Below are 25,372 nucleotides of genomic sequence, written 5' to 3' on the forward strand. Positions count from 1 at the left end.
GCCGCCCGCAAGACAGCGAAGGGACCGGCACGTGTTCTACGACCTCGGCGTCCGCGATTTCCTCGACCGCGCGGAGTCCGTCTACCCGGACCGGATCGCGGTCGTGGACGAGCCCGACCAGCCCGCCGCGTCGTGGGGCGAGGTGACCTACCGGGAGCTGGCCCGCCGCGCCCGCGCGCAGGCCGCGAACCTCGACGCGCTCGGCGTGCCGGTAGGCGGGCGCGTCGCGATCGTTTCGCACAATTCCGCGCGGTTGCTGACGTCGTTCTTCGGCGTCTCCGGCTGGGGACGGGTGCTGGTGCCGGTGAACTTCCGGCTCGCCGCGGCGGAGGTGCGGTACATCGTCGAGCATTCCGGGGCCGAAGTGGTCATGATCGACCCGGAACTGAAGCCACTGCTGGACAGCGTCACCGCGAAGCACGTGTACGTGCTGGGCGAGCACGACGAGCAGATCTTCGGCGGTGACGGCGAGCCGCGGCCGTGGGCCGGCGACGAATCGGCCACAGCCACGCTGAACTACACCTCCGGCACCACCGCGCGGCCCAAGGGTGTGCAGCTCACGCACCGCAACCTCTGGCTGAATGCCGCCGTCTTCGGCCTGCACACCACCTTGAACGACAACGACGTCCTGCTGCACACCCTGCCGATGTTCCACGCGAACGGCTGGGGCATGCCGTACGCCGTCACCGGTCTCGGCGGACGCCACATCGTGCTGCGGAAAGTGGACGGCACGGAGATCCTCCGGCGCATCGAAGAGCACGGCGTCACGATCATGTGCGCCGCGCCCGCAGTGGTCACGGCCGCGCTCGACGGCGCCGCGAAGTGGGAAGGCGAAATACCGGGCCGCGATCGCGTGCGGATCGTGGTGGCCGGCGCGCCGCCGCCGACCCGCACCATCGAGCGGGTGCGCGCCGAGCTGGGCTGGGAGTTCATCCAGATCTACGGCCTCACCGAGACCTCGCCGCTGCTCACGGTGAACCGGTTCCGCAGCGAGTGGGCGGACCTCGACCCGCACGAGCAGGCGAAGCGCCTCGGCCGCGCCGGCACGCCCGCGCTCGGCGTGCGGGTGTCGATCGACACCGACGGCGAGGTGCTGGTCCAGTCGAACATGAACCTCGACGGCTACTGGGAGAACCCGGAGGAGACCGCGCGCGTCCAGGAGGGCAACTGGTTCCACACCGGCGACGGCGGCTCGTTCACCGACGGCTACCTCACCATCGCCGACCGGAAGAAGGACGTGATCATCACCGGTGGCGAGAACGTCTCGTCCATCGAGGTGGAGGACGCGCTCTCCTCGCACCCGGCCGTCCGCGAGGTCGCAGTGATCGGCATCCCGGACCAGAAGTGGGGCGAACTCGTCACGGCGCTCGTGGTCACCGACGGCTCCCCCGTGACGGCCGAGGAGCTGATCACCCACTGCCGCGACTACCTGGCGGGCTACAAGTGCCCGAAACGCGTGGAGTTCCTCGACGAGCTGCCCCGAACGGCGACCGGGAAGATCCAGAAGTTCAAGCTGCGCAAGCCGTTCTGGGACGGCCAGGACCGGCAGGTGAACTGACCCGCCGTCCACTGTGGAAGCCGGCGGGCCTCACTCGGCCGGACGGTAGACCAGCTGCACGACACCGTTGCCGAAGGCCTTCGTCCGGGCCAGCTCGAAGTCGAACGACGGCCCCTCGACCGGGAACAGGCGCCGTCCGCGGCCGACGACCACGGGGTACTGCAACAGGGTCAGCTCATCGACCAGGCCCTCGGCCAGCAGCCAGCGCACCAGCGTCGTGCTGCCGCTGGTCATGATGTCGCCGCCCTCGCCGGCCTTCAGCCCGGCGAGCGCCGCGGCGAGGTCGCCCTCCAGAAGGGTCGAGTTCTGCCATTCGACGCTCGTCAGCGTGGTCGACGCGACGTACTTGCGGACGTTGTTCATGAACTCCGCGCCCGGGTCGTCGGCCACCGTGCGGCCCGGCCACGACTCCGCGAAGCCCTCGTAGGTGACCCGGCCGAGCAGCATCGTGTCCGCGTCCGCCATGCCGGCGCCGACGGCGTGCTCGAGTTCTTCGTTCCAATAGGACAGCGACCACTGGTCCGGCGCCTCGACCACGCCGTCCAGCGAGATGAACAATGTGGACACGATCTTGCGCATCGGGCGGCTCCTCGGCTCGGGAATGCCGCCACTATCGCGCAGGCGGGACCGCCCGTGCAGGCGTTTGGCCGAAGCCGTCCCGAACGCCTCAGCCGACCTGCCGCACCAGGTCGAGGGCCCGGCCCAGAGTGCTGAGTTTCGCGTCGAGCGTTTCGCCCGACGGGTACAGGCGGACGGTGTCGACGCCGGCTTCGCGCCACACGCGCAGGCGCTCGCGGACCATGTCCTCGGTGCCGATCAGCGTGGTGCCCAGCACCATCTCGTCCGTGACGAGCGCGGTGGCGCCGTCGCGGTCGCCGGCCAGCCAGCGCTCGCGGACCTCGGCCGCGACGTCGGCCCAGCCCTGGCGGCTGTACGCGTCGTTGTAGAAGTTCGTGCTCGCGGAGCCCATGCCGCCGAGCGAAAAAGCCAGCTCCTTCTTGCGGCCGCCCACCATCGTCCGCAGTTCGTCCTCATCGGCGGCGAACGCGACTTCCGCGCCCTGACAGACGTCCAGGTCCTTGCGCGTGCGCCCGGACTTCGCGAGCCCGGCGTCGATGGGTCCGAAGTAGGCGCTCGCGCCTTCGGGCACGAAGCTGGTGCCGAGCCAGCCGTCGGCGATCTCGCCGGTCAGCTCCAGCAGCTTCGGCGAGAGCGTGGCCAGGTAGATCGGGATGTCCTCATTCGGCTTCGACGAAAGCCGCATCGGCCGCGCCTCGCCGGGCAACGGGATCTCGAAAGCCTTGCCGGAGAAGGAGATCTTCTCACCGGCGAAGGCCTGGCGGATGATCTGGACGGTCTCGCGCATCCGCGTCAGCGGCTTCGCGAACGACACCCCGTGCAGGCCCTCGATCACCTGCGGGCCGGACGCGCCGAGGCCGAGGGAGAACCGGCCGCCGGACACCTCCGCCAGTGTCAGCGCGGCCTGCGCGATCGCGACCGGCGTGCGGGTGCCGAGCTGGATGATCCCGGAGCCGAGTTGCAAACGCTCCGTGCGCCCGGCGAGGTACCCGAGCACGGACGGCGCGTCGGAGCCCCACGCCTCGGCGACCCAGCACACGTCGAGGCCCAGTTTTTCGGCCTCCAAGACAAAAGCGAGCGTTTCCGCCCAGCCGCCGGACGCCTCGATCGTGGTCGCCGTCCGCATCACTTCGCGGCCTCGACGCGGTCCTTGATCGCCGCGATGGTGGCGGTCATCGAGTTCTCGAACTCGCGCATCCGCACGAAGACGATCTTCTGCTCCTTGTCCGGCATCCGGTCGATCGCGAAGGACAGGCCGGAGCGGGCCGGGCCGATGCGCATCCACTGGGTGAGCCGGGTGCCGCCGTTCTCCGGGGCCAGCGTGAACCGCCAGGTGGCCGTCGGGTTCTCGGTGTCCTGGACGGCCCAGGCGAACACCCGCGGCTCTTCGCATTCGACGACAAACGACTTCGTCTGCCATTCGCCGAGCGCGTCGTGCTTGCTGCTGCCGAGGAACGAGTTGCCCAGCGCCGGGCCCGTCGCGCCGTCACACCACTCGACGGACTGCAGCTCCTGGCTCATCGAGGGCATCAGCCGGACGTCGGCCACGACCTGCCACACCTGCTCGGGGTCGCCGTTGATCCACGTCGTGGCCTCGGCCGTGGGTTGGTCCGCGTACCGCGCGCCGGTCCACTCCATCGTGGTGCGCCTCCTCGCTCGTCTCCCTGCCAATGGCCTCTGACCACGATAGTTGCGTAGTGAAACCCTGATTGTCAACGCGTGGGCGGCGCTAGGCCTCCTGCCGGGCGAACCGCGCCTCGACGTCGGGCCGGTGCGCGATCCGCTCCGGGAAGCCGGGGCCGCGGCGCATCCGGGTCGACTCCGCCGTCAGCCGCTCGCCGCATTCCGCGCACACGACTTCGGCGTGGGTGTCGTGCCCGCAGTCCTTGTGCTGCATGGTTATCGGCGGTCCGGCCTCGGTGGCGAGCCAGCGGTCGCCCCACGCCGTCATCGCCGCGAGCACGCTCCAGAAGTCGCGGCCCTTCTCGGTCAGCACGTAGTCGTACCGCACCGGCTCGGCCTGGTACGGCCGCTTCTCCAGCAGGCCCTCGTCGACCAGCCGCCGGAGCCGGTCGGCGAGGGTGTTGCGCGCGATGCCGAGCGCCTGCTGGAACTCGTCGAAGCGCGTGACGCCGTAGAACGCGTCACGCAGCACCAGCGGCGTCCACCAGTCCCCGAGCAGGTCCATGGTCCTCGCGATGGAGCACGGCCACTGCGCGAAGGAAGTCCGTTTCATGGCGCCGAGGGTACGCCGTCTCAGACTGAAACTCAGCAGTTGAAGGCCATAATCAGACGCGATGGCCGACCGTCACGTCCACATAGTCGGGCACTTCTTCGTGCTGGTCGCCCACCGAGAGCGTGCCCGTCGGCTCAACCAGCAGCACGGCCGCGCCCGCCTTCGAAGACGGCTTGTGGAACGTGCCGCGCGGGACCACGAAGACCGATCCGCGGGTCACCGTGACCACCCGTTCGCCCGCGGGCTCGCGCAGGCCGATCCCGATCTCGCCGTCGAGGACCAGGAAGAACTCGTCGGTTTCCTCGTGGACGTGCCACACGTGCTCGCCGGCGAAGCGGGCGAGGCGGATGTCGTAGTCGTTGACGGTGTCGACGATGCGGGGGCTCCACACGGCGTCGAAACCGTCGAGCACGGACTGGAGGTTGATCGGGTTTTCGCTCATGAAGCCGATTTTCGGCCTGGCCAGGCGGCGGCGGGAGTGCTAGGAATCGCATATGCCGCAAGAATCCTCGCACCGGGTCGTGATGGTGGTGGACGAGGGCTCGAACCCGTTCGAAATGGGCGTCGCCACCGAGCTGTTCGGCTTGCGCCGGCCCGAGCTGGACCGGCCGTGGTACGAGTTCACACTCGCCTCCGCCGGCCCGGAAGTGACCATGCACCTGGGGATGTTCACGCTGTCCGGGGTCGCGGGGCTGGACGCCGTCGACGCGGCGGACACGGTGATCGTGCCGAACCGCCCGGATCCGGAGACGCCCGCGCACCCCGGCGTGCTGGCCGCGATCCGGCGCGCGCAAGAGCGGGGCGCGCGGCTGATGAGCTTCTGCACCGGCGCGTTCACCCTCGCCGAAGCGGGTGTTCTGGACGGACGGCGGGCGACCACGCATTGGCGCTGGGCGGCGGAGTTCATAGCCCGATACCCGCGGGTGCGGCTGGAGCCGGACGTCCTGTTCGTCGACGAGGGCAACGTGCTCACGGCAGCGGGCAGCGCGGCGGCCCTGGACCTGGGCCTGTACGTGATCCAGCGCGACCACGGCGCGGAAATCGCGAACGCCGTCAGCCGGCGGCTGGTCTTCGCCGGCCACCGCGACGGCGGCCAGCGGCAGTTCGTGGCCCGTCCGGTGCCGGCGGTCCCGGACACCTCGCTCGCGCCGGTGCTGGAGTGGGCGCGGGCGAACCTCGGCCGCGCGCTGACCGTCGCCGATCTGGCCGCGCGTGCTGCCACGAGCCCGGCCACACTGCACCGCCGTTTCCGCGCGGAACTCGGCGCCACGCCGTTGTCGTGGCTGACCACCGAACGCGTCACGCTGGCGTGCCGCCTGATCGAACGCGGCGAACTGCGCCTCGACCACATCGCGTCCGCCAGCGGCTTCGGCACGGCGGCCAACCTCCGCGCCCAGCTGCGGCGGCACACCGGGCTGAGCCCTTCGGAGTACCGGCGACGCTTCGGCCCGGCCGCCTAGCGCGGCTTACAGCGCGGCAACAGCAGCGGCGACCGCGTCGCGCTGCATGGCCGGCGAATAAGTCTCCGGATCCGCGGCGGCCAGGGTGTTGAGGCCTTCGGCCAAGGCCACCAGCCGTTTCGCCACCGCTCGGCACCGCTCGTCTGTCCACTCAGGACCGACGGCGCCGGTCAGCCGCGCGATCCGGGTGACAAACGAGCGGTTGTTCGCGCGGTGCCGGGCGGCCAGTTCCGGATCGGCCAGCGCGGCGGCGAGGAACCCGACCCAGACGCGCGCCTCGTCGGCCGCTTCGGGGGTGAGCGTGACCGCCCGGAGAAGCACGTCGCGCAGCACGGCCCGAGGCTCGCCGCCCGCGTCCTGCAACGCGTCCGCGCGGGCGGCGGTGCGCTCGTGCAGCAGCTCCCGGGCGTGCAGCAGCAGCGCCCGCTTGGTCGGGAACGTGTGCATGACCAGCCCGCTCGTGCACCCGGCGCGGGCGGCGACCGCGCGGACCGTCAGGCCGGGCAACCCCTCCTCCGCCAGCACCTGCCAGACGGCGCCGGACAGGAGTTCCCGCTGAGCGGTGACGTCACGCTGTCTTGGCATCCCGGCCTCCGTTCCGTAACGTCAGTTACCGTAACAGGTGTTCCGAGACTGCTACCCCGGGAGTGCCGTGATCAGCATCGAGCCCTGGGACTCTCCCGACGCCGTCACGCTCCGGCAGGCGCAGCGAGACGAGCTGAACGCCCGCTACGAGACCCCGGACCACGAAGCCGGGCCGGTCCCGACCGCCGAAAGCATCGCGCTGTTCCTGGTCGCGCGTGACCAGGACGGCAAGCCCGTCGGGTGCGGCGGCCTACGCCGGCTCGGCCCGGGCGAGGCCGAGATCAAGCGCATGTACGTCGTCCCGGAAGCCCGCGGTTCAGGTCTCTCCACCCGGCTGCTGCGTGCCCTCGAAGAGCAGGCCCGCAGCTACGGCGTCACCCGGCTGCTGCTGGAGACCGGCATCCGCCAGCCGGACGCGATGCGTTTCTACGAACGTGAGGGGTACCGCGCGATCGACGCTTTCGGCGCGTATCGCGGAGACCCGCTGGCCCGCTGTTACGCCCGCGAAATCACCGCCGTTACTCCATTCGGCCTATTCCCCGAAAACGCGGTCGAATAGCCGGTTGCACCAGTAAAACCTTGGTGAAAAAGGACAGTCGGCCGACGATGGATTTATGCCAGATGGACGAAAGTTGGCCGTCTAGGACAAATTCCGCTCAGTGGCTCACCGAATCCCGTCGGCATCGGCTAACTTGGCGAGCGGTGCAGGTCCAACAGACGGGGAGTGACCACATGCCGAAACACCGGCCACGCCCGGAACGCGCCCGCTCGGTCCGGCACCGGACGGCGGCCGCCCTCGCGGGTGGCGCGCTCGTCGTGCTGCCGACGGTGACCGCGTCGGGCCTGCCGGCCCCGCTCGCCGTGCAGAGCCCGCTTGGCGGCGGGCAGCCGGCGCTGGCCGCGCCGTTCTTCCCGCCGGACATCGCGCTCCCGCCGATCGCCGTGGACGGCAGCCTGCCGCAGCCGCCGGTGCCCTCGCCGCTGATGGTGCCCGGCGCGCAGGCCGGCAACGGGTCCTCGGCGCCGTCCGGGCCGCTCGGCATTCCCGGCAGCATGCTCAAGGCGTACAAGAACGCGGCCGACATCATGGCCAAGGAGCAGCCCGGCTGCCACCTCGACTGGGAGCTGATCGCCGCGATCGGCCGCATCGAGTCGAACCACGCGCGCGGCGGCTACGTCGACGCGAAGGGCAACACCCTCGAGCCGATCCTGGGCCCGGTGCTCAACGGCGCCGGCGCGTTCGCCGCGATCCGCGACACCGACGGCGGCCGCTACGACGGCGACCGCACGTGGGACCGCGCTGTCGGCGCCATGCAGTTCATCCCGTCGACCTGGAACGGCTACGCCTCCGACGGCAACGGCGACGGCATCGCCGACCCGAACAACGTCTACGACGAGTCGCTGGCCACCGCGCGGTACCTGTGCTCCGGCGGGCTGGACCTGTCCAGCGACGCGATGCAGCGGCTGGCCGTGCGCCGGTACAACAATTCGCAGTCCTATGTGGACACCGTGATGTCCTACGCCGCGGCGTACCGCGGCGGGGTCTCGCAGTTGCCGGACAGCCAGGTCCCGATCGGCGCGCCGCCGGGGCCGGGCGCCGTCGACGCGGCCGCGGGCAGCCCGGGCGGGGATCCGGCGCCGCCGGTCACGCAGCCGCCGCCGTCGAGCGTGCCGCCTTCGCAGCTGCCGCCGACCAGCACGACGCCGACCAGCAGCTCGCCCACGAGCACACCGACCAGCCCGACCACACCCACAACGCCGACCAGTCCGACGTCGAGCACGCCGACCAGCGACAGCCCGCCGCCGACCACTCCCACCACGCCGACGACCCCGACCACCACGTCGTCCTCGGGTGCCCCGGCGGGCTCGGGCAGCAGCTCAGCGCCGGCGACCACCAGCACGCCGGCCGGCTGACTCAGGAGTCGCGGCGCGCCTGGTCGTAGTCCTCGCGCGCCGCCAGAACCTGCGGAACCCGCCGCTCGGTCCAGCGCGCCAGCGACCACACCTGCTCGGCCGCCTCGCGCCCGAGCGCGGTGAGCGAATAGTCGACGCGCGGCGGGATCACCGGCTTGGCGTCGCGGTCCACAAAACCGTCGCGTTCCAGCGTCTGCAGGGTCTGAGCCAGCATCTTCTCGCTCACGCCGCCGACCTCGCGGCGCAGCTCGCTGAACCGAAACGAGCGCTCCAGCAGCGCGACGAGCACCAGCACGCCCCACCGGCTGGTGACGTGTTCGAGCACGCCGCGCGACGGGCAGTCCGCGCGCTTGACGTCGGGGGCCAGGTCGATCGCCTCGGTCATGCCCGATCCTCCTCGATTACGGGAACACCAGTACCTTACCCCAAAGTGGGTACTATCCCTGAGTTAGTACCACTCCTAAGGTTAGCGACGCATCGTCCACCCGACCTGAGGACCATCAGCATGAGCATCGTCATCACCGGAGCCACCGGCCAGCTCGGCCAGCTCGTCGTCGCGGACCTGCTGGCGGCGGGGGTCGCACCGGACGACGTCACCGCCATCGCCCGCAGCAAGGAGAAGGCCGCCGGCCTGGGCGTCCACGTGCACGTCGGCGACTACGACCGGCCGGAGACGCTCGAAGGCGCGTTCGGGCCGGGCGATCGCGTGCTGCTGATCTCCGGTCCCGACGCGGGCAGGCGCGTTCCGCAGCACACCGCCGTGGTCGACGCCGCGAAGGCTGCGGGCGTCGCGCAACTCGCGTACACGGGCGTCTTCGGCGGCCCGAAGGCGGACTTCGCGCTCGCCGAGGAGCACCGCGTCACCGAGGACCTGATCCTCGCTTCCGGTCTGCCGTATACGTTCCTGCGCAACAACTGGTACAGCGACGTCTATACCGCCGGCCTCGCGGACACGGTCGCGCGCGGCGCCGTCACCAACAGCGTTCCGCCGGAAGCCCGCATCGCCACGGCGAGCCGCGCGGACTACGCGGCCGCGGCAGCGATCGTGCTGCGCACCGAAGGGCACCTGAACGCCGCGTACGAGCTGAGCGGCGACAAGGCATGGACGTTCGGGGAGTTCGCCGCCGAGGTCGCCCGGCAGAGCGGCAAGCCGGTGGTGCACAACTCCGTGAGCCCGGAGGAGAACACGAAGATCCTGATCTCCGTCGGGTTGCCGGAGGCGTTCGCCGAGGTGCTGACGGGTGTGGACGACGCCATCGGCCGGGGTCTGCTCGCCGGCACGCCGGGCGACCTGTCGCGGCTGATCGGACGGCCGACGACGCCGATCGCCGACTCGATCGCGGCGGCCCTGGCGGCTTAGTCGGCGTAGCGGATGACGCTTTCCACGCGCCCAGTGCAGGGAAAGCGTCATCCGCTACCTGCGGCACTCACGAGACCAGCCATCTGAGACACGGCTCCGCGGTGCCGGCCGGGCGGCGACCTCCCTATAGTTCGGGCAGTCCGAGTCCCCGAGGTGCTGGAGGGATCGTGTCCTGGAACCCCGGGTCGCCGCCTGACCTGTCCGGCCGGACCTACGCGGTGACCGGGGGCAACTCCGGGATCGGCTACTTCATCTCCGAGCAGCTCGCCGCGGCCGGCGCGCACGTGGTCATCCTCGGCCGGAATCCCGAGCGCTTGCGCACCGCCGTGGCCGCCATCCGCGGGCACGTCGGCGCCGCGGCGGAGGTGAGCACCATCCCGCTGGACCTGGCCGACCTCGAGTCGGTGGCGTCGGCGGCCGAGGCGCTGGTCCGGCTGGGACGGGTCGACGCGCTGGTCGAAAACGCGGGCACGACGTCGCCCGGCCGCACGCGGCAGACCACCAAGCAGGGCTTCGAGCTGGCCCTGGGCACGAACCACCTCGGTCACTTCGCGTTGACCGCGCTGGCCATGCCGGTACTGAAGTCGACGCCCGGCAGCCGCGTGGTCCCGACGGGCAGCCTCATCTCCCTGCTGGTGAAGTTCGATCTCGACGATCTGCAGAGTGAGCGAAAGTACTCGGAATTCCGGGCGTACGGCCTGTCCAAGCACGCCGTGACGTCGTTCGGCCTCGAGCTGGATCGACGGCTGCGTGCGTCCAATGTGGACGTCCACTGTGTCCTCACTCATCCGGGCCTCTGCCTCGACGGCGGGAGCCCCTCGCGCGAAGGCATCAGCAAGCCTTCGCGGCTCGCCCGCCTTTCACCGATCACGCAGGGCGAGGATCACGGTGCTTGGCCCGCCGTTCGCGCGGCGACCGACCCGTCTGCCGTCGGCGGCGAGTACTACGGCCCGAGCCGGGCGACCGCCGGCCGTCCGGTGCGGCACCGGGCCACTGCCGCCGACCGCGACCCGGCAAAAGCCGCCCGGTTGTGGGAGCTTTCCGAAAAGCTGACCGGCGTCGTATTCACGGTATGAACCTCCGGAAGGAGATCGGCCATGGTGGAACCCGCCTATCAGGCGGCCGCGGGCGGCGCCCTCGACGTGGACCGTGAGTTCTACAGACGGCTCGCCAGCAGCCACAGCGCGCACGAGCTGGTCGAGGCGTTCGAGATCCCGATCCGCTCCGGGCGGGCGTGGACCGTGCCGCAGGGCCACCTGTGCCGGATCGTCACCGTCGAGGGCCCGCAGGTCGGGGACCTCAACGTGTGGAACCGGCACGATCCGCGGGAACGGCTGTGGGCTTCGCGCACCCGGCAGCTGCAGCGCGCGCACGTGAGCACGTTCGACCGGCTCTGGTCGACACTGCCGTTCCTGCGCCCGTTGCTCACCATCACCGCGGACACGCTGGCGGACTACGGCACCGACGCCGACGGCGGCCGCGTGCACGACCTGCTCGGCACGCGCTGCGACCCGTACGTCAACCGGATGCTCACCGGCGAGGACTTCGACTTCCACTGCCATTCCAACCTGGTGCGCGCCGTCCTCCCGTACGGCCTGACCGAGTTCGACGTGCACGACGTGCTCAATGTCTTCCAATGCACCGGGTTGACCGCCGAAGACAAGTACTTCATGGCGGCCTGCCCCGCCCGGCCCGGCGACCACCTGGAGTTCTTCGCCGAGCAGGACCTGCTCTGCGCGCTGTCCACCTGCCCCGGCGGCGACCTCTCGATCCCGTTGTGGGGCCCCGACGCCCGCGATCCGATCGACGTCTGCCACCCGATCGGCATCGAGGTCTACCGGCCCGCCACGGACCTTCTTGACGGCTGGAACCCGCCTGGGCGCGCGGAATACCGTGGCCTGCATGGGATCCGCGTGCCCGAGGGTCAGTCTTCGAAGTAGCGGCCGCGCTCGATCCCGTCCAGCAACCGGTCAAGCCCGAATTCGTACGCTTCAGCCGCCTGTTCGCCCGCGCTCTGGTCGAACCCGCCGCCGAGCCAGGTGCGGTTCATGGCCGGGTGCGCTTCGATGTCGAAGTACTTGCCCCAGAACGACGAGCGCTGATCCCACCACGCGTCGTTCGACTGGCCGGTACTGCGCTCCAGGTGGGCGCTCTCGGCCTCGAGCGCGGCGTTCGCGTCCACGTGGGTGGCGATGCTGTTGGCCGCGGCGACGGCCAGGCGCGGGGGCAGCCCAAGACAGTCCACTATGGACAACAGGTACTCCTGCCCGGCGAGCTGCCCCGGGCCCAGCGCCGGCCGCACGCGGGACATCTCGCGCAGCCACGGGTGCCGTCGATGGACTTCGCGCGTGCGGTCGGAGTAGAGCTTCACCTGTGCGCGCCAGTCGCCGAGCCGGGGCTCGCCGGGCTTGGGCAGGCGGCGTTCGACCAGTGCGTCGTCCACCATCAGGTCGACCAGCTCGGTTTTTCCCGGCACATAGGTATAGAGGGTCATCGTGCCCGCGCCCAGTTCCTTGGCCACGCGGTGCATCGACGTGGCGGCCAGGCCGTCGGCGTCGGCGACCGCGATGGCCGCGGCGACGATGCGGGCGACGGTGAGCGTGGGACGCCGCCCCCGCGCCGGCTCGCCCGCGCGGACCTCCCGGTCCCGCCAGAGCAGGCGCAGGGTCCGGTCGATCTGGTCGTCGACGGTCGGCTCTTCGCCGCACGAACCGGCCGGCATGGGCCTCAGCGCGGCCGTGTCCTTGCCGGTCCGCTCGCCTTCGACGGTCATCGCGCAGCCCGCTCCCCTGCCCCGGCGCCAGTGGTCACCGGCGATCCTACCGGCCGATCCGGGACCTTCGACCCATCCGCCGCGGACCTCACCCGGCTACCGTCAGTAGAACTGGAGGTGGTTCCCGCGACCAAGCGCAAGCCGATCGGCGCGTCCTTCGGGTCCTGGGTGGACCGGCAGATCAACGCCGCGCAGGAACGCGGCGACTTCGACGATCTGCCCGGCGCGGGCAAGCCCCTGCCGAAGCCCACGGGCCGGGACAGCGCCACCGAGTGGGTGCGGCAGCGGCTGAAGGAAGACGACCTCAGCGCCATCGACCTGCTGCCGCCGTCGCTCGCGTTGCCGCGGGAAATCCAGGACCTGCCCGCGAAGCTGGCGAAGGTCCGCGCGGAACGGCGGGTGCGCGAGATCGTCGAAGACCTCAACGCCCGGATCCGCGACGCCCACCGCCGCCCACAGGTCGGGCCGCCGCTGACCGCCGTGCCGCTGGACGTCGAGGAAACCGTGCAGGAGTGGCGCGCCGCGCGCGGGTGAGCGGGTTACGCGGCTCGGGTTTCCATGGCCTGGATGAGTGCGCCGTCGGGGTCGTAGAACAGGAAAGACCGGAGCCCGGGTGAGGGGGACCAGATGTAGCCGGTCTGGGTCTCGTGACCGGCGGCCTTGACCCGCTGGAAGAGGTCGTCGATGTCGGTCACCGCGATCGCCAGCTCCGCCAGGCCGGTCGCGCCGTAACGCAGGTATTCGTCCGGGGTCTTGGTGGTGCGCGGATTGTGCGCCTGTTGCAGCTCCAGTGTGGCGCCGGAATCATCGGCGACGATCACGATCCGGTTCGACGCGTTTTTCGTGCCGAGGATGTCGTCGAGCGTCGGGGCGTCGAACCAGCCGCCGCCGGGCTCGGCGTGGTCGGCCAGGACGTTCTTGAATCCCAGCAGGTCCCGGTAGAACGGCAGCGATCGGTCCAGATCGCTCACCATGACGCAGATGTGGTGGAAAGGCACGGGTTTCTCCTCGGTGAAGTGACGGGACTCCGGCTACGGCTGGTCACCTATTCCTGCGGTTCTCCAGGACGACCTTGCCCCGGACGTGGCCGCCGGCCAGCAGCCGCTGGGCGTCCGCCGCCTCCTCCAGTGGGAAGGCGCGGTCGACGTGCACCGTGACCTTGCCCGACTCGACCAGCTCCACCAGCCCGGTCAGGTCCTCGCCGTCGAGTTTGAGGTAAACGGCGATGGTCCCGGGATAATCGGTGAGGGACTGCGTGATGGAAGCGGCCCGCACCCCCGGGGCGGCGAGCGCCGGCGTCGTGGCCAGAGAGCCGCGGCCCGCGGTGTCGAGCACGGCATCGACTCCGTCCGGAACGATCTTCAGCACCTGGTCGACGAGTTCGTCGCCGTACCGCACCGGCGTCGCGCCGAGTGACTCGATGAACGCCTGGCTGGCCTCGGAGCCCGTGCCGAGCACCCGGGCTCCCTGTGCCACGGCGATCTGGACGGCGAGGTGCCCGACTCCGCCTGCCGCACCGTGGACAAGGACCGTGTCGCCTTCCGTCACCCGGAGGCTGTGCAGGATCGCCTGGTACGCGGTGAGCCCGGCGACCGGCAGCCCGGCGGCCTGGGCCCAGGTCAGGTTCTTCGGCTTGCGGATGAGCTGGTGCGGTTCGGCCCAGATCTTCTCCGCGTAGGTGCCGTAGTGCATGGCCTTGCCGCGGACGTACCCGATCACCTCGTCGCCGGGCCGGAATCCGGTCGCCGAGGCGCCGAGCCGCTCGACGACCCCGGCCAGGTCCCAGCCGGGCGTCACGGGGAAGAGGGAATCCACGAGAAAGTCCACGGCTCCGCTCTGGTACGCCAGATCCGCCGGATTGAGCCCCGCCGCCTCGATCCGCACCAGGACGAAATCAGCGAACGTCTTCGGTTCCGGGAGGTCGACGATTTCGAGGACCTCGGGTCCACCGAAGGTCCGGTACTGAACAGCTTTCATGACTCCAGCTTTTCTAGTGGTTCGGGTTGGCACCTCCAGCTGACCAGGGCGTGCGTGGCGCGGCAATGACGGTCTGGGCAACGGGTAATACCGTGGAGGCATGAATCAGCTGGAGACCCGGGAGCTGGCCTATTTCGTGGCGGTCGCCGAGACGCTGCACTTCGGCCAGGCCGCGGAGCGCCTCGGCATCACCCAGCCGCCGCTTTCCCGCGCCATCGCCCAGCTGGAACGGCGCGTCGGCGTCCCGCTGCTGGAGCGCACCACGCGCCAGGTGACGCTGACCGCCGCGGGCGAGGTCTTCCTGGCCGAATGCCGCGCGATCCTGGCGGCGATGGACACCGCCGTGCGTAAGGCGCACAAGGCCGCCGATCGGCAACGGATCACCGTCGCTGTCCGCCCGTCGGCCGGCCCCGGCGTCCTTCCTGCCCTGCTCGCCGCCGGCACGCAGGGGGTGCTCGTCGACGTCGTTTTCACCTACGACGAGATCAGCGCCCTCCGGGACGGCACTGCGGACATCGCCCTCATGTGCCAGTCGGCCGCCATCCCCGGTCTGGAGCTGATGGAGCTGGGACTGGAACAGCCGATAGCGCTGCTTCCGGCGGGCCACCCACTGGCCGACCGGCCGTTCGTGACCCTCGCCGAGGTCGAGGCCCTGCCGGGCTACGCGGCGCAGATGCCGAACGAGGCACTGGACACCATGGTCGACCGCGTCGCGCTCGGACAGCTGGTGGTCGTTGTCGGGGACAGCGTTCGCGACCGGCTCGGCGGGACGGTGCGGGTGGTGCCGGTTCGGGGATACCCTGCCACGCAACTGGTTCTGGCCTGGCTCCCGGCCGCACGCACGACTGTTTCTCGGCTTACTGCGGCTGCTCAGGCGCTGTTGGCGGCGCAGGCTGCGACTGTTGGGGTGGGGAGCGCTGGGGTGGGAGATGCCGACCTCGGCGACACCCAGCCACTCGGCGGGACCCGCAATCAGCAGGATGCGGCGCGGGCGGCAGCACCCGTCGGCAGCGAGGCGAGCCCTGGCGGTCAGCCCGACGCATGAGCGGGTGGCGGGTTTGCACGGTCCGGGCAGCCCGGCCGCATGCGCGATCCGGCTCTCCGCATCAGCAGTCCGGCTCGCTGCACCAGCAGCCCGGCTCTCCAAATCAGCGGTTCGACTCGCTGCGTCAGCAGTCCGAATCTCCGCATGAGCGGCTGGCCGCATGAGCCCCCTGGCCGCCTTCACCCCATCAAGCGACTGCCATTCGCTCATGTGTTCGATATCGTAGAACCATGAAACCACCCCGCCGAACCACCGAAGTCACCCGCCGCCTCGCCCTGTCCGCCACGGAGATAGCTGCCATGACCGCCCTCGCCACAGCACTCGCCAACGACCTGCCGGAGACCCAAAAAGCCTTACAGGACGGCGAAATCGACATCGGTGTGGCCGCGGAACTAGCCGCCCTCGCCGGCTACCTGACCCCACACCAGGCCCACCTGGCCGCCGACGTGATGAATCCCGGCACCCCCGAATGGCGCTGGCTCAACCCGACACCCGAACCCACCCCGGTCGCCCCCACCACCTCGGCCACCCCAACTGCCCCGACTATCCCTGCCACTCCAGCGGCTTCGACCTAGCCACGCCAACATCCCAGCCATTCCAACAGTTTCGACCGAGCCGCCCCGACATCCCAGCCATTCCAGCGGCTTCCACCTAGCCGCCCCAACACCCCGATCAGCCCAGCGGCCTCCGCCTAACGCCCCGACATCCTGGCCACTCCGGCGGCTTCCACCTAGCCACCCCAACACCCCGGTCAGCCCAGCGGCCTCCACCTAACTCCCTGACATCCCGGCCACCTCAACGGCTTCCACCTGGGCACCCCAACATCCCAGCCGCCCCAATGCCTTCCGCCGAGCTGCCCCAGCCAATCCGACTGCCCGAACCACGCCCGGAGGTTCCCCTCAGCCCCCTGACCGCTTCAGCCGCTCAGCCCCAGCCGCTCCAACCAGTGCGGCCGCACCATTTGCTTCCGCTCCAGCCGCCGCGGCCACTCCAGTTTCCTCCAGGAAGCCATCCCAGGCACCCCAACCAGCCCGGCCGCAGCAACCGCTTCGGTCCCAGGCACCGCGGCCACTCCAGTTGCGTCCATGTAGCCGCCGCAGGCACCACGGGTACTCCAGCGGCTTCGACCTTGCCGCCACAGCCACCGCGGCCGTCCCGGTCACTCCAACCGTTCCATCTTCCCCACAGGAGGCCCATCAGTCCTTTGAGGACAATGCGTAATGCTCCCGCATCCCCGCACTAGCGCCGGGACCCGCGGCAAAACCCACATCAAGCTCGTCGAGCGGCAGGCCCGTGCGGCGGTCGACGAGCACGGCGTCCACCGGTTCGCCCGAAGTTCGGTTGATCAGCTGGATGCTCCGGGAATCAGCTGGCACGTGACGGTCACCGAAACCTGCCAGGGTGATCAGCACCGGCAAGAACTCGCGGCCGCGGGTGGTGAGCACGTACTCGTGTCGAGGCGGGCGGGCCTGGTAGCGGCGGCGTTCCAGCAAACCCCCGTCGACGAGTTTGCGGAGGCGGCGGGTCAGCATGTTCGGTGCGATGCCGAGGTTTCGCTGGAACTCGTCGAACCTTGTGTACCCGTCGAAGGCGTCACGGAGGATGAGCATGCTCCACCATTCCCCTACGTCGTCCAGGGAGCGCGCGATCGGGCACTCCGCGCCGCCGAGATCTGTGCGCGACGCCATCAGACGACCGGGATCGGGTTGCGGACGAAAGACTCGCCGACGATGTCCGTTGACACGCCGGCCGCGGCCTCGTGCGGATTGCCCAACGGCACCGCGCTCACCTCGCCGAGCCGCGACAACTGCTCGGCAGACAAGGAAACGTCCAGTGCGCCAAGGTAATCCTCGAGTTGCGCGACGTTGCGCGGGCCGATCACCGGCACCAGCGTCGTGGGAGACTGCTGGGCGAGCGAAAGCTGCCACGCCGCGGCGGCCTGCGACGGTGTCACGCCGGCTTCGCGCGCGACGTCCAGCAGTACATCGACCACCGCGGTCTTCTGCGTGCTGTCCTCGGTGTGCACCAGGCGGCCCCAGTCCTCCAGCCGACCCGACGCGCCGGCGCGATACTTGCCGGTCAGCAGACCGCCGCCGAGGGGCGACCACAGCGCGACACCCAGCCCCAGCGCCTCGGCCATCGGCAGCAGTTCACGGTCCGCGGTTCGCTCGACCAGGCTGTACTCCACCTGGATCCCGGCCAGCGGCGCCCAGCCACGCAAGTCCGCCGTCGCCGCGGCCCACGAAACGCGCCAGGCCGGGAAGTTCGACAGGCCGGCGTGCAGGATCTTGCCCGACGAGACCAGGTCGTCCAGCCCGCGCAGGATCTCTTCCATCGGCGTCACGCCGTCCGGGAAATGCACCCAGTACAAATCAATCCGGTCGGTCTTCAGCCGCGTCAGGCTCTCCTCCACCGAGCGCACCATGGTCCGGCGGCTGTTGCCGCTCGCGGTCACCGAGCCACGGCCGGGCGAGGCGCCGCGCGTGTACTTGGTGGCGACGACGAAGTTGTCCCGCTCCGCGCCGAGGAATTCGCCGAGCAGCTTCTCCGACTCGCCGAACTGGTAGCCGTCCGCCGTGTCGATCAGCGTGCCGCCCGCCTCGGCGAAGCGGTTGAAGACCTTGCGGGACTCGCTTGCGTCGGCGCCCGCGCCCCAAGCCGTGCCGAAGTTGCCCGTGCCCAGCGCGTACTCCGAAACCCGCAAACCCGTGCGACGCCCGAACGTCCGGTAACGCATGGTCCACCTCCGCCTAGTGACTATCAATATGCAAGTTACCACGTAAACGGCAGTGCCTCGAGGGGTAACAGCCCATCGGGCCGTTAGCCGGCGATTCCGGCTACGCTGGGTTGTCCAGGGACCGGATGACGAGGGATGGCCACTGTGATGCGTCGAGTTCGCCTGGCCGCGATGCTGGTGATCGCCCTGCTCCTGTTGTTCGGCGAGCCGTGGACGGTGTTCGTGCTGCTGCCGGACTGGCCGGTGGCGGGCACCGTCATCGGCACGGTCGTGTTCGCGGCGGCGATGATCGGGTTCCCGCTCCTGATGTTCCGCGGCCACGGCCCGGCGCAGAGCGACGCGGCCGCCCGCGCCGGCGACGTGGTGCTCGGCTCGATCTGGGTGCTGTTCACCTGGAGCGTGCTCGGCCACGTGCTGCGGCCGGCGCTCGCACTGTCCGGTGTGGACGATCCCGCCCGCCCGCGGATCGTCGCGGGCGCAGTGCTCGTCGTTTCGGCCGTCTTGCTCGTGACGGGCAACCGGATCGCGATGCGCGTGCCTCCCGTCAAGGAGGTCGACGTCGTGATCCCGCGGCTCGGCGCCGGCGTCGACGGGCTGCGCGTCGCGGTGATCACCGACACCCACTACGGCCCGATCGACCGCACGAAGTGGTCCGAGCGGGTGGTGGCCGAGCTGAACCGGCTGCAGGCCGACGTCGTCTGCCACGCGGGCGACCTCGCGGACGGCTCGGTGGCCAGGCGCCGCAAGCAGGTCGACCCGCTCGGCGGCGTCGAGGCCCGGCTCGGCCGGTTCTACATCACCGGGAACCACGAGTACTTCGGCGAGGCCCAGGCCTGGCTCGACCACATGACCAGCCTCGGCTGGGACGCGCTGCACAACCGCAGCACCGTCATCGAGCGAGACGGCGACGGAGTGCTCTTCGCGGGCATCGACGACCCGACCGGCGCGACGTCCGGCCTCCCCGGCCACGGCCCCGACCTGCCCGCCGCGCTGGCCGGCGCGGACCCGGAGCTGCCCGTCGTGCTGCTGGCCCACCAGCCGAAGCAGGTGACGCAGGCCAGCGAAGCCGGCGTCGACCTGCAGATCTCGGGACACACCCACGGTGGCCAGATCTGGCCGTTCCACCTCCTGGTCCGCCTCGACCAGCCCACCCTGTCCGGCCTGACGCGCCACGGCGACCGCACCCAGCTCTACAACAGCCGCGGCTCCGGCTTCTGGGGCCCGCCGTTCCGTGTGTTCGCGCCAAACGAGATCACGCTGCTCACGCTGCGCCGCGAAACCGCGCACTGAGCCGCCCGCCACTCCGCCTTGCCGCCCCGGGACGCGGTGCGGCAGTCTGCCGGAGTGGTCACGCGAGCTTTGATCTTCGACTTCGACGGCACGCTGGCCGACACCGAAGCCGCAGTACTCCAGTCCTGGCAGGAGACCTTCCGCAAGCACGGCGCGGAACTGCCGCTGGACGTCTGGCACACCGTCATCGGCACGCAGAACACGGCGTCGACGATGCTGGCGCTGCTGGGCAAACACGTGCCGGACCCGGAGACCCTGCGCCCCGGGATGCGCGCCCGGGTCCTGGAACTGCTGGAAACCGGCGGCCCGCGCGAAGGCGTGCTCGACTACCTCGACGCGGCGGACGCGCGCGGGCTGCGGCTCGGCGTGGCGTCCAGCTCGTCCGGCACCTGGGTGCACGGCCAGCTCGATCGGCTGGGCCTCGCCGCCCGCTTCACGTCCGTGGAGACTGGCGACCGGCACGCGGCCAAGCCCCATCCGGACACTTACCTCGCGGCCCTGGCGACGCTCGACGTCACCGCTGACGAAGCCATCGCGTTCGAAGACTCGCCGCACGGTGTCAGCGCCGCGAAAGCCGCCGGGATCACCACCGTCGCGGTGCCGAACCCGATCACGGTGGACCTGGACTTCGGCCACGCCGACCTGATCCTGCCGTCCTTCGCCGACCGGCCGCTGGACGATCTGCTCGCGGTGCTCGGACGCGGAGCCGGCTAGAGCAGCTCGACGAGCCGGTCCAGCAACGGCAGCTGGCCCTTCAAGAGCTTCTCCCGCGCCGCGGTCAGCCCGAACCACTCGACCCGGTCCATTTCCGGGAACTCCTGCCGGCGCCCGGATCGCGGCGGCCACTCCATCTCGAACGTCCCGGGCTCCACCGCGGCCGGGTCCAGGTCGCCCTCGACGGCCCAGGCCGTGACGACCTTCCCGCCCGACTGCTTGACCTCGCCGAGCGGCCGGTACTCACCGTCGGGTGCCGGCAGCCCCAGCTCCTCGGTGAATTCGCGCCGCGCCGCGGTCTCCGGCTCCTCGTCCGGCTCCAGCTCGCCCTTCGGCAGCGACCACGAGGCCGCGTCCTTCTTCGCCCAGAACGGGCCGCCCATGTGCCCGAGCAGCACCTCGACCCCGGTGTCGTGACGGCGGAAGAGCAGCAGCCCGGCACTGCGTTTGGCAACCATCGGCACAGTCTGCCGGGCCGCGCCGACCGGGATCGAAGACGGTGCGAAAAAAGTTTCCGGGCGGATGTCGATCCGCGGCCGGGCCGTTCGACGCCTCGGTGAAAGCACGGAGAACGCCCCTACGGAAGGACCCCAGCCATGAGCATCACCACCACCACCGCGACCCGCACCCAGTCCGGCACCACCAGCCAGGACACCCGCGAAGACCGGACCACGAGCCACGGCATCCGCGGCAAACTCACCGCCGCCGTCCGGGCCCAGGGCCGCCCCGGGGTGCTGGCCGCCTTCCGCGTCGTGGTCTCGTTCCTGTTCCTCTGCCACGGCCTTCAGGGTTTCGGGCTGCTCGGCGGGATCGACGGGGCCGGGATGGCCGTGCCGTTCGGGCAGTGGCCGGGCTGGTGGGCCGGGGTGATCGAGGTCGTCGGCGCGGTGTTCGTGCTGGCCGGGTTCGCCACGCGGCCCGCGGCGGTGCTGCTGTCCGGCACGATGGCGTACGCCTACTTCACCGTGCACGCGCCGGTCGGCCTGCTGCCGTTGCACAACATGGGCGAGCCCGCCGCGCTGTACTCGTGGATCTTCCTGCTGATCGCGGTGTTCGGGCCGGGCTCGTTCGCACTGGGGCGCAAGCGCCGCGCTCAGTGACCGGGCTCAGTGACCGGGGTGGGCCGCAGCGAGGTCGTTGCGGTCCATCACGTGTTCCATGAGGATCGTCAGCACCTGCTTGGTGGAGTCCCGCTCGCGTGCGTCGCACAGCAGCAGCGGGACTTCCTGGCTGAGGTCGAGCGCCGCGCGCACCTCCTCGGTGCCGTAGCGGTACGCGCCGTCGAAGCAGTTGACACCAACGACAAACGGCAAACCGCGGCGCTCGAAGAAGTCCACAGCCGCGAAGCAGGACTCGAGCCGTCGCGTGTCGGCGAGGACCACGGCGCCGAGCGCGCCCTCGGCCAGCTCGTCCCACATGAACCAGAACCGGTCCTGTCCCGGGGTGCCGAACAGGTACAGGATCAGCTCGGGGTTGATGGTGATCCGGCCGAAGTCGAGCGCGACGGTGGTCGTGGTCTTCTGCTCGACGCCGGCGAGGTCGTCGACGCCCTCCGAAGCGGTGGTGATCACTTCTTCGGTGCGCAGTGGCGCCACCTCGCTGACCGAGCCGACCATCGTCGTCTTGCCGACCCCGAAGCCACCGGCGATCAGGACCTTGACCGCGGTCGCGGTCAGGGTCCGCCGGGGCTCAGAGCTTTCGGATGCCATCAAGAACCGCCTGGAGTACGTGGTGACTGGGGGCTTCACTCACCGGCGCCGCGGTACGGAACAGCACCAGGTTCTGCTCGATCAGGTCGCTCAGCAGCACCTTCACCACCGGCAGCGGCAGGTCGACGCGAGCGGCCACTTCCGCGACGGAAGTGGGCTTCTGGCACAGCGAAAGGATCCGCGCGTACTCCGGCTCGCCGACACCGGACTCCCGCGCCGTGCGCATGGCAACGACCAGGGTGATCAGGTCCAGGGCGAGCGTGCCGGACCGCGTGCGCCCGCCGGTCACCGCGTAGGACCGGACCAGCGGGCCGGCCTCGTCGTCGTACCAGGACTCGTGCCGTGCGCTCATGGCGAAGTCCGCTGGACCACCCCGGCCCTCGGCGCCGCGGTGAGGACCGCGCCCACCCGCTTGACCATCAGGTTCATCTCGTACGCGACCAGGCCCATGTCGGCGTCCTCGCTCGCCAGCAGGGCGAGGCAGGCGCCGCGGCCGGCGGCGGTGACGAAGAGGAATGCGTGGTCCATCTCCACCATGGTCTGGCGGACATTGCCGCCGCCGAAGTGCCGGCCGGTGCCGCGGGCCAGGCTCTGGAACGCCGAGGCCACCGCGGAAAGGTGCTCGGCGTCCTCTTCGGACAGTGTGCCGGACCGGCCGATCAGCAGCCCGTCCGAGGACAGGACCACGGCCCGGTCGGCACCGGCGACCCGCTTGACGAGGTCGTCGAGCAGCCAGTCGAGCTCATTGACGCCGTTGTTGGCCATTACTCGCGATCTCCGTACCTGGTGTCGAAGTAACCGGATCCGGCGTCCGTCGCGCGGGCGCGCCGGGTGCCCTGCTGGAACGCCGCCAGCCGGTCGCGGACGATCTCCGGCGAGTCCTCACGGGTTTCTTCCCGCTCCGGTTCGGGCCGGTCCGCCCGCAGCTGCGGGACGAGGTTCTGCTGACGACGGCGCTGCGGCAGCGGCGGCCGGCCGGGCGCCTCGGGCCGGCGCGGCTGCTGCGGCCGGCCGTTTTCCGGCGTGGGCTCGCGGGCCGGCCACGCGGGCTGCGGCGGACGCGGCGGCCGGGCGGGCGGCTGCTGTTCCGGCTGCGGGACGGCGGCGACCGGAACCGGCGGGACCGCGACCGGGGCGGGCGGAACTGCGACTGGGCCGGGCGGCATGGCGCGGTGCCGCGAGCGTCGTCCGATCCGCGTGACGTCCGCGACGGCCGGCTGGTCCGGGATCGGCGTGTCGGCGGGCTCCCCGGGCTCGGGGTCCGGCGTCACCTCGCTGATCGGGGCGAGCAGGTCGGTCCGCACCAGCACGATCGCCCGGGTGCCGCCGTACGCGGATTCGCGCAGGTGCACGGAAATCCCGTGCCGCGAAGCCAGCCGAGCGACCACGAACAGGCCGAGGCGGGGCTCGTCGGACAGCGCCATGATGCCGAAGTCGGGCGGGTCCGCCAGCATCTCGTTGAGCTCTTCGGTCTGCTCGCGCTCCAGGCCGAGGCCCTGGTCCTCGACCTCGATGACCACGCCCTTGCCGACCACGTTGCCGCGCAGCTCCACCCGCGACTCGGGCGGGGAGAACGAAGTCGCGTTGTCGATCAGCTCCGCGAGCAGGTGCACGAGGTCGCCGACGACCGGGCCGCGCACGGCGATCGACGGCAGCGTGGCCGTCTTCACCCGCGCGAAGTCCTCGGTCTCGGCCGCGGCGCCGCGGACCAGCTCGGCGAGCCCGACCGGCTGCCGCCACTGCCGTCCCGGCTGGCCGCCGCCGAGGATGATCAGGTTCTCGGCGTTGCGGCGGGCGCGGGTGGACAGGTGGTCGAGCTGGAACAGCGTGTCCAGCTGGTCCGGGTCCTCCTGCTTGCGCTCGGCCTGGTCGAGCACCTTCAGCTGCCGGTGCACGATCACCTGGCTGCGGTGGGCGATGTTGAGGAACACCGCCTTGGTGCCCTCCCGGGTCTTGGCCTCTTCGACGGCGGCCGCGATGGCCGCCGACTGCGCCTTGTTGAAGGCCTCGGCGACCTGGCCGATCTCGTCGGTGCCGTGGTCGAGGAAGTGACCGCCGGCTTCGAGGTCCACGGGCTGTCCGGCGCGGACCTGCTCCACCAGTTCGGGCAGCCGCACTTCGGCCGCGTCGAGGGTGTCCTCCCGCAGCCGCGCGAGCCGCGCGATGAAGCGCCGGGACAACCGCAGGGCGACGAGCACGACTGCGATCGCGATCAGCATCGCGACGACACCCGCGATGATCGAGTTCACCAGGGTGCGGTCGGCGTCGCTGATGGCCGCGTTGGTCGCATTCGCGCTCTGCGTGACGAAAAGCGTCATCATCGTGGTCGCCACCTGGTGGGCGGCGGTGCGCCACTGCTCCTGCGGAACGGGCAGCTGGTTCGCCCCGCCGGCCAGGAACGCCGCCTCGACCTGGTTCACGGTCTTCCAGTCCGGGCTCGCGACGAGCTTGTCGTAACTCGCGCGCACCTCGGGGATCATCTGCGGCACGGACTGTTCGAGCTGGGCGTGGTACGCGCCGACCTCGCCGACGTACGCCCGCAGCTCGTCACCGCGGAGGCCGCCGGCCGCGAGCCCCGCAGTGGAGAGCGCGTCGCTGCGCTGCATCTCCTCGGCGGCGTTGAAGATCGGGATGGCCGAAAGCCGCGCGAAAGCGTTCTCCGCGCCGCGGGCGGCCTGGGCCAGACCGGCGACGCCCTGGGTGAACTGGTCGATGATCTGGTTGTAGAAGGTGAACGCCTGCAGCAGCGGGAGCTGGCCGGCGTCGACCTGCTGGCGGAGTTCGTGGATCTTCCCGTACAGCGAGGCGAACGTGGCGATGTTCTGCTTCACGCTCGCCGGCACCGTGCTGTCGTCGGCGAAGCTGCCCTGCAGCAACGCGCTGATCTGGCCGGCCGCGGCGTCGGTCTTCGGCCGTGTCGCCAGCAGCGTCGGGCGCGCCGAGCCCTGCCCGGCGAGCACGCTCATCGTCAGCTGGCGCTCCTGCTCCGCCGCGACGATGAACGAGATGCCCGGGTTCTCCGACGCGCGGATCTTGTTCGCGTAGTCACGCGCCTTCACCGCGTCGGTGATGAGGTAGCCCGCCAGCGCGATCCCGACGAGCAGTAGAGCGACGCTCGGAATCAGCGCGATCGAGAGCACGCGTGATCGAATCGACGACCCTCGGTTGCGTCGAACAGAATTCTGCTTCACCGTGGCCCGTATTCCTTCCGGCAGTAGCTGCGGTTCGGGTCACCCCGGGGCTTTCTCACCCGGTTCCGACCAGCCGGATCAACCACCGTGGTCCGCATCGCCCGCGACGACGGTATGAGTAGCCGAGAGGCACGTCAAGTCCGGATGCGTTTCGTGAGCAGCATCGCGTGATTGACTCACAACCCCGTGCCAGGCTTCGGAAATCGACCACGGCAGAACTGACGCCAAACGGACGGGCGCGGTG

The 25,372-nt window shown here is 70.5% G+C and carries 30 protein-coding genes; 13 read left to right on the plus strand and 17 right to left on the minus strand.

Annotated features, from left to right (window positions below; all coding sequences use genetic code 11):
• Positions 1–31 precede the first annotated feature (31 nt).
• A complete protein-coding gene (locus tag OG371_RS06205; RefSeq protein WP_329066456.1) occupies positions 32–1,558 on the plus strand; it encodes an AMP-binding protein in 1,527 nt (508 codons plus the stop codon).
• 30 nt (positions 1,559–1,588) lie between these two features.
• On the opposite strand, the gene OG371_RS06210 is transcribed toward OG371_RS06205, so the two are convergent.
• The 5 genes from OG371_RS06210 to OG371_RS06230 all read right to left on the minus strand — a co-directional run bounded on the left by OG371_RS06210 (position 1,589) and on the right by OG371_RS06230 (position 4,815).
• Positions 1,589–2,137 carry a dihydrofolate reductase family protein gene (locus OG371_RS06210; RefSeq protein WP_329066458.1) on the minus strand — a complete coding sequence of 183 codons (549 nt, stop codon included), beginning with the start codon at positions 2,135–2,137 and terminating at the stop codon, positions 1,589–1,591.
• Between the two features lie 88 nt (positions 2,138–2,225).
• Positions 2,226–3,263 (minus strand): LLM class flavin-dependent oxidoreductase, encoded by a 1,038-nt coding sequence (locus OG371_RS06215; protein WP_329066459.1) that lies wholly within the window; start codon positions 3,261–3,263, stop codon positions 2,226–2,228.
• Positions 3,263–3,775, minus strand: a complete 513-nt coding sequence (locus OG371_RS06220; RefSeq protein WP_329066461.1) for an SRPBCC family protein — start codon at positions 3,773–3,775, stop codon at positions 3,263–3,265. The genes OG371_RS06215 and OG371_RS06220 overlap by 1 nt, the downstream gene beginning before the upstream one ends.
• A gap of 91 nt (positions 3,776–3,866) precedes the next feature.
• The gene (locus OG371_RS06225) at positions 3,867–4,373 is read right to left on the minus strand and encodes a winged helix-turn-helix transcriptional regulator (RefSeq protein ID WP_329066463.1); all 507 of its coding nucleotides are present in this window, start codon (positions 4,371–4,373) and stop codon (positions 3,867–3,869) included.
• A 52-nt stretch (positions 4,374–4,425) separates the two neighbouring features.
• Entirely contained in the window at positions 4,426–4,815 is a 390-nt protein-coding gene (locus OG371_RS06230; protein WP_329066465.1) for a cupin domain-containing protein, read from the minus strand.
• A gap of 52 nt (positions 4,816–4,867) precedes the next feature.
• Here OG371_RS06230 and OG371_RS06235 point away from each other — a divergent pair, with 52 nt between their 5' ends.
• On the plus strand, positions 4,868–5,833 hold the full coding sequence (locus OG371_RS06235) for a helix-turn-helix domain-containing protein (RefSeq protein WP_329066467.1): 966 nt from the start codon (positions 4,868–4,870) through the stop codon (positions 5,831–5,833).
• Between the two features lie 6 nt (positions 5,834–5,839).
• Here the strand turns inward: OG371_RS06235 and OG371_RS06240 are convergent, their stop codons facing one another.
• On the minus strand, positions 5,840–6,418 hold the full coding sequence (locus OG371_RS06240) for a TetR/AcrR family transcriptional regulator (protein WP_329066469.1): 579 nt from the start codon (positions 6,416–6,418) through the stop codon (positions 5,840–5,842).
• Positions 6,419–6,485: 67 nt separating this feature from the next.
• Here OG371_RS06240 and OG371_RS06245 point away from each other — a divergent pair, with 67 nt between their 5' ends.
• A complete protein-coding gene (locus OG371_RS06245; protein ID WP_329066471.1) occupies positions 6,486–6,977 on the plus strand; it encodes a GNAT family N-acetyltransferase in 492 nt (163 codons plus the stop codon).
• 173 nt (positions 6,978–7,150) lie between these two features.
• Positions 7,151–8,332 carry a lytic transglycosylase domain-containing protein gene (locus OG371_RS06250; protein ID WP_329066473.1) on the plus strand — a complete coding sequence of 394 codons (1,182 nt, stop codon included), beginning with the start codon at positions 7,151–7,153 and terminating at the stop codon, positions 8,330–8,332.
• 1 nt (position 8,333) lies between these two features.
• Here OG371_RS06250 and OG371_RS06255 read toward each other — a convergent pair whose 3' ends face one another.
• Positions 8,334–8,717: a winged helix-turn-helix transcriptional regulator gene (locus tag OG371_RS06255; RefSeq protein ID WP_329066475.1), complete on the minus strand. Its 384-nt coding sequence runs from the start codon at positions 8,715–8,717 to the stop codon at positions 8,334–8,336.
• A 120-nt stretch (positions 8,718–8,837) separates the two neighbouring features.
• Here OG371_RS06255 and OG371_RS06260 point away from each other — a divergent pair, with 120 nt between their 5' ends.
• From OG371_RS06260 to OG371_RS06270, 3 genes are all read left to right on the plus strand, one after another.
• Positions 8,838–9,692, plus strand: coding sequence for an SDR family oxidoreductase (locus tag OG371_RS06260; protein WP_329066477.1), 855 nt, complete (start codon positions 8,838–8,840; stop codon positions 9,690–9,692).
• A gap of 167 nt (positions 9,693–9,859) precedes the next feature.
• Positions 9,860–10,768 carry an SDR family NAD(P)-dependent oxidoreductase gene (locus OG371_RS06265; RefSeq protein WP_329066479.1) on the plus strand — a complete coding sequence of 303 codons (909 nt, stop codon included), beginning with the start codon at positions 9,860–9,862 and terminating at the stop codon, positions 10,766–10,768.
• 21 nt (positions 10,769–10,789) lie between these two features.
• The gene (locus tag OG371_RS06270; RefSeq protein WP_329066480.1) at positions 10,790–11,632 is read left to right on the plus strand and encodes an urea carboxylase-associated family protein; all 843 of its coding nucleotides are present in this window, start codon (positions 10,790–10,792) and stop codon (positions 11,630–11,632) included.
• Here OG371_RS06270 and OG371_RS06275 read toward each other — a convergent pair.
• Positions 11,617–12,414, minus strand: coding sequence for a TetR/AcrR family transcriptional regulator (locus OG371_RS06275; RefSeq protein ID WP_329072917.1), 798 nt, complete (start codon positions 12,412–12,414; stop codon positions 11,617–11,619). The genes OG371_RS06270 and OG371_RS06275 overlap by 16 nt on opposite strands.
• A gap of 168 nt (positions 12,415–12,582) precedes the next feature.
• Here OG371_RS06275 and OG371_RS06280 point away from each other — a divergent pair, with 168 nt between their 5' ends.
• Positions 12,583–12,999, plus strand: a complete 417-nt coding sequence (locus tag OG371_RS06280; RefSeq protein WP_329066482.1) for a J-domain-containing protein — start codon at positions 12,583–12,585, stop codon at positions 12,997–12,999.
• Positions 13,000–13,004: 5 nt separating this feature from the next.
• Here the strand turns inward: OG371_RS06280 and OG371_RS06285 are convergent, their stop codons facing one another.
• Both OG371_RS06285 and OG371_RS06290 read right to left on the minus strand, forming a co-directional pair.
• Positions 13,005–13,463, minus strand: coding sequence for a VOC family protein (locus OG371_RS06285; RefSeq protein ID WP_329066484.1), 459 nt, complete (start codon positions 13,461–13,463; stop codon positions 13,005–13,007).
• A 43-nt stretch (positions 13,464–13,506) separates the two neighbouring features.
• Positions 13,507–14,442, minus strand: coding sequence for an NADP-dependent oxidoreductase (locus tag OG371_RS06290; protein ID WP_329066486.1), 936 nt, complete (start codon positions 14,440–14,442; stop codon positions 13,507–13,509).
• 100 nt (positions 14,443–14,542) lie between these two features.
• Between OG371_RS06290 and OG371_RS06295 the strand changes: the two genes are divergently transcribed.
• A complete protein-coding gene (locus OG371_RS06295; RefSeq protein WP_329066488.1) occupies positions 14,543–15,487 on the plus strand; it encodes a LysR family transcriptional regulator in 945 nt (314 codons plus the stop codon).
• Positions 15,488–15,717: 230 nt separating this feature from the next.
• Complete coding sequence (locus tag OG371_RS06300; RefSeq protein ID WP_329066490.1) at positions 15,718–16,062, plus strand: hypothetical protein; 345 nt, start codon at positions 15,718–15,720, stop codon at positions 16,060–16,062.
• A 621-nt stretch (positions 16,063–16,683) separates the two neighbouring features.
• Here OG371_RS06300 and OG371_RS06305 read toward each other — a convergent pair.
• Positions 16,684–17,175 carry a winged helix-turn-helix transcriptional regulator gene (locus tag OG371_RS06305; RefSeq protein WP_329066492.1) on the minus strand — a complete coding sequence of 164 codons (492 nt, stop codon included), beginning with the start codon at positions 17,173–17,175 and terminating at the stop codon, positions 16,684–16,686.
• Complete coding sequence (locus OG371_RS06310; RefSeq protein ID WP_329066494.1) at positions 17,175–18,224, minus strand: aldo/keto reductase; 1,050 nt, start codon at positions 18,222–18,224, stop codon at positions 17,175–17,177. The genes OG371_RS06305 and OG371_RS06310 overlap by 1 nt, the downstream gene beginning before the upstream one ends.
• Before the next feature lie 147 nt (positions 18,225–18,371).
• On the opposite strand from OG371_RS06310, the gene OG371_RS06315 reads away from it, so the two are divergent.
• Both OG371_RS06315 and OG371_RS06320 read left to right on the plus strand, forming a co-directional pair.
• Positions 18,372–19,514 (plus strand): metallophosphoesterase, encoded by a 1,143-nt coding sequence (locus tag OG371_RS06315; RefSeq protein WP_329066496.1) that lies wholly within the window; start codon positions 18,372–18,374, stop codon positions 19,512–19,514.
• Positions 19,515–19,568: 54 nt separating this feature from the next.
• Positions 19,569–20,228 carry an HAD family hydrolase gene (locus tag OG371_RS06320; RefSeq protein ID WP_329066498.1) on the plus strand — a complete coding sequence of 220 codons (660 nt, stop codon included), beginning with the start codon at positions 19,569–19,571 and terminating at the stop codon, positions 20,226–20,228.
• Here the strand turns inward: OG371_RS06320 and OG371_RS06325 are convergent.
• Positions 20,225–20,686 carry an NUDIX domain-containing protein gene (locus OG371_RS06325; RefSeq protein ID WP_329066500.1) on the minus strand — a complete coding sequence of 154 codons (462 nt, stop codon included), beginning with the start codon at positions 20,684–20,686 and terminating at the stop codon, positions 20,225–20,227. The two genes, OG371_RS06320 and OG371_RS06325, sit on opposite strands and share 4 nt — an antisense overlap.
• A gap of 138 nt (positions 20,687–20,824) precedes the next feature.
• Between OG371_RS06325 and OG371_RS06330 the strand changes: the two genes are divergently transcribed.
• A complete protein-coding gene (locus tag OG371_RS06330) occupies positions 20,825–21,328 on the plus strand; it encodes a DoxX family protein (protein WP_329066502.1) in 504 nt (167 codons plus the stop codon).
• A 6-nt stretch (positions 21,329–21,334) separates the two neighbouring features.
• Here OG371_RS06330 and OG371_RS06335 read toward each other — a convergent pair whose 3' ends face one another.
• Genes OG371_RS06335 through OG371_RS06350 form a run of 4 tightly spaced genes read right to left on the minus strand, consistent with a single transcriptional unit; the run spans position 21,335 to position 25,077 of the window.
• Entirely contained in the window at positions 21,335–21,937 is a 603-nt protein-coding gene (locus OG371_RS06335; RefSeq protein ID WP_329066504.1) for a GTP-binding protein, read from the minus strand.
• Positions 21,918–22,289: a DUF742 domain-containing protein gene (locus OG371_RS06340; RefSeq protein WP_329066506.1), complete on the minus strand. Its 372-nt coding sequence runs from the start codon at positions 22,287–22,289 to the stop codon at positions 21,918–21,920. Before OG371_RS06340 ends, OG371_RS06335 begins: the two co-directional genes overlap by 20 nt.
• Positions 22,286–22,702, minus strand: a complete 417-nt coding sequence (locus OG371_RS06345; protein WP_091611274.1) for a roadblock/LC7 domain-containing protein — start codon at positions 22,700–22,702, stop codon at positions 22,286–22,288. Before OG371_RS06345 ends, OG371_RS06340 begins: the two co-directional genes overlap by 4 nt.
• The gene (locus tag OG371_RS06350) at positions 22,702–25,077 is read right to left on the minus strand and encodes a sensor histidine kinase (RefSeq protein ID WP_329066511.1); all 2,376 of its coding nucleotides are present in this window, start codon (positions 25,075–25,077) and stop codon (positions 22,702–22,704) included. The genes OG371_RS06345 and OG371_RS06350 overlap by 1 nt, the downstream gene beginning before the upstream one ends.
• Positions 25,078–25,372: the final 295 nt, after the last annotated feature.

It is taken from the genome of Amycolatopsis sp. NBC_01480, assembly GCF_036227205.1.
Classification (GTDB): Bacteria; Actinomycetota; Actinomycetes; order Mycobacteriales; family Pseudonocardiaceae; genus Amycolatopsis.

Coding starts and splice junctions, on each gene's coding strand:
- OG371_RS06275 (WP_329072917.1), bottom strand. CDS start 12,414: ATGCCGGCCGGTTCGTGCGGCGAAGAGCCGACCGTCGACGACCAGATC.
- OG371_RS06235 (WP_329066467.1), top strand. CDS start 4,868: ATGCCGCAAGAATCCTCGCACCGGGTCGTGATGGTGGTGGACGAGGGC.
- OG371_RS06230 (WP_329066465.1), bottom strand. CDS start 4,815: ATGAGCGAAAACCCGATCAACCTCCAGTCCGTGCTCGACGGTTTCGAC.
- OG371_RS06305 (WP_329066492.1), bottom strand. CDS start 17,175: ATGGCGTCGCGCACAGATCTCGGCGGCGCGGAGTGCCCGATCGCGCGC.
- OG371_RS06225 (WP_329066463.1), bottom strand. CDS start 4,373: ATGAAACGGACTTCCTTCGCGCAGTGGCCGTGCTCCATCGCGAGGACC.
- OG371_RS06340 (WP_329066506.1), bottom strand. CDS start 22,289: ATGAGCGCACGGCACGAGTCCTGGTACGACGACGAGGCCGGCCCGCTG.
- OG371_RS06255 (WP_329066475.1), bottom strand. CDS start 8,717: ATGACCGAGGCGATCGACCTGGCCCCCGACGTCAAGCGCGCGGACTGC.
- OG371_RS06290 (WP_329066486.1), bottom strand. CDS start 14,442: ATGAAAGCTGTTCAGTACCGGACCTTCGGTGGACCCGAGGTCCTCGAA.
- OG371_RS06260 (WP_329066477.1), top strand. CDS start 8,838: ATGAGCATCGTCATCACCGGAGCCACCGGCCAGCTCGGCCAGCTCGTC.
- OG371_RS06240 (WP_329066469.1), bottom strand. CDS start 6,418: ATGCCAAGACAGCGTGACGTCACCGCTCAGCGGGAACTCCTGTCCGGC.
- OG371_RS06330 (WP_329066502.1), top strand. CDS start 20,825: ATGAGCATCACCACCACCACCGCGACCCGCACCCAGTCCGGCACCACC.
- OG371_RS06270 (WP_329066480.1), top strand. CDS start 10,790: ATGGTGGAACCCGCCTATCAGGCGGCCGCGGGCGGCGCCCTCGACGTG.
- OG371_RS06210 (WP_329066458.1), bottom strand. CDS start 2,137: ATGCGCAAGATCGTGTCCACATTGTTCATCTCGCTGGACGGCGTGGTC.
- OG371_RS06310 (WP_329066494.1), bottom strand. CDS start 18,224: ATGCGTTACCGGACGTTCGGGCGTCGCACGGGTTTGCGGGTTTCGGAG.
- OG371_RS06220 (WP_329066461.1), bottom strand. CDS start 3,775: ATGGAGTGGACCGGCGCGCGGTACGCGGACCAACCCACGGCCGAGGCC.
- OG371_RS06335 (WP_329066504.1), bottom strand. CDS start 21,937: ATGGCATCCGAAAGCTCTGAGCCCCGGCGGACCCTGACCGCGACCGCG.
- OG371_RS06215 (WP_329066459.1), bottom strand. CDS start 3,263: ATGCGGACGGCGACCACGATCGAGGCGTCCGGCGGCTGGGCGGAAACG.
- OG371_RS06345 (WP_091611274.1), bottom strand. CDS start 22,702: ATGGCCAACAACGGCGTCAATGAGCTCGACTGGCTGCTCGACGACCTC.
- OG371_RS06250 (WP_329066473.1), top strand. CDS start 7,151: ATGCCGAAACACCGGCCACGCCCGGAACGCGCCCGCTCGGTCCGGCAC.
- OG371_RS06325 (WP_329066500.1), bottom strand. CDS start 20,686: ATGGTTGCCAAACGCAGTGCCGGGCTGCTGCTCTTCCGCCGTCACGAC.
- OG371_RS06315 (WP_329066496.1), top strand. CDS start 18,372: ATGCGTCGAGTTCGCCTGGCCGCGATGCTGGTGATCGCCCTGCTCCTG.
- OG371_RS06300 (WP_329066490.1), top strand. CDS start 15,718: ATGAAACCACCCCGCCGAACCACCGAAGTCACCCGCCGCCTCGCCCTG.
- OG371_RS06295 (WP_329066488.1), top strand. CDS start 14,543: ATGAATCAGCTGGAGACCCGGGAGCTGGCCTATTTCGTGGCGGTCGCC.